We start from the raw sequence: 1,330 nt of genomic DNA, 5'->3' as shown, positions 1-1,330 counted from the left end.
TGTTGTTGCCCCCTAAAGGCCTGACGGGGCCTCGCGGGTTTGCGCGATGTACGATAGCCCAGAGCGCGATGCGGATGCACCTCGTTGTAGTGGGCGAGCCAGCCTGGCAGCTGCGCGATGACGGTCTGCGCATCAGGCCTGGGGTTCACGCGAACGTAGTCGCGCTTGAGGGTGCGGACGAACGCCTCTGCCATGCCGTTGGATTGTGGGCTGCTGACGGGCGTCGTTCGTGGGACCAGCCCGATGTCACGGGCGAAGGGGCGGGTGTCGCGGGCGGTGTAGCAGCTGCCGTTGTCGGTCAGCCACTCGATGGGTTTGGGCAGGCGGTTCACGGGTCCGTAGCGGTGCTCGACTGTGGCGACCATCAGTTCCTGCACGTCCTCGGCGGTGATACCACCTGTAGTTGCGACATGCCCCATCGCCTCCCGGTCGCAACAGTCGAGCGCGAACGCGACACGCACCCCGGCCTCCGCCGGGGCAGGCTCTTCTCTCCATTGTCGCATGCGATCTCCAGCCCGTCTGAGCACCAGCGGGTGTTGCGCTGGTCAACGGCGACCCGGCCGTCGTGACGGCGTTCGTCGCTTCGCCCGCCATGCCGCTGGAGCAGCAGCCCATGCACCTTCATGACGCGATAGACGCGCTTTGGATTGGGCGCTGCGCGCCCGATCTTTTTGGCCTGACGGCGCAGCAGGGCATGCACGCGGCGATAGCCATAGGTGGGCAGGTCAGCGACGAGCAGACGGATGTCGGCGACCAGTTCCGCGTCCGGCAGCGGCGGTCGTCCACGCGGTCGCGGAGGCGGTCTGTTGCGCATCGCGGACAGATGCGGGCGAGTGCTGGCGAGCGCGTCAGCAACCGCGGTCACAGACCATCCCCCGGCAACGAGGTCGAGCGCAGCAGCAGTTTTTTTGGGCCTGCGGCCCGGGACACGGCCTCGCGGAGCAGTTCGTTCTCCATGGCCTTCTTGCCGAGCAGCCGTTGCAGCTCGCGCACCTGCGCCTCCAAGGCGCGATACTCGGACGCCGGCACCACTTCTTCGCCAGCTGCCGCGGCGGTTAACGCGCCCGGGCTCATCAGCCTGCGCCAAGTGAACACCTAGCTGCCACTTATACCGTGCTGACGGGCAACGAGCGACACGCTCATCCCCGGCAGATACGTCTCCTCGACGATCCGGACCTTCTCCTCCGGTGTCCATCGCCTCCGGCGCTGCACACCGGAAAGGACCTCCCCGTCATTGTAACGCCTGGTCGTACCGTCAGTCGTATGCCTCACTCTTATCCAAGAGCGAAACCCTGTCAGGTCAATTAGGGGGCCACCTCACAAACCGACG

The 1,330-nt window shown here is 66.1% G+C and carries 1 pseudogene; it reads right to left on the bottom strand.

The annotated features are described in order from the left end of the window. Positions 1 to 1,272 (bottom strand): annotated as a pseudogene (locus LRA87_RS18300) (IS3 family transposase); the annotation flags it as partial. Between the last annotated feature and the right edge of the window lie 58 nt (positions 1,273 to 1,330).

The sequence above is a fragment of the Sphingomonas sp. Leaf37 genome (genome assembly GCF_920939475.1).
In the GTDB taxonomy this organism is placed as follows: domain Bacteria; phylum Pseudomonadota; class Alphaproteobacteria; order Sphingomonadales; family Sphingomonadaceae; genus Sphingomonas.
This window is presented reverse-complemented; position numbering and strand designations above follow the sequence as displayed.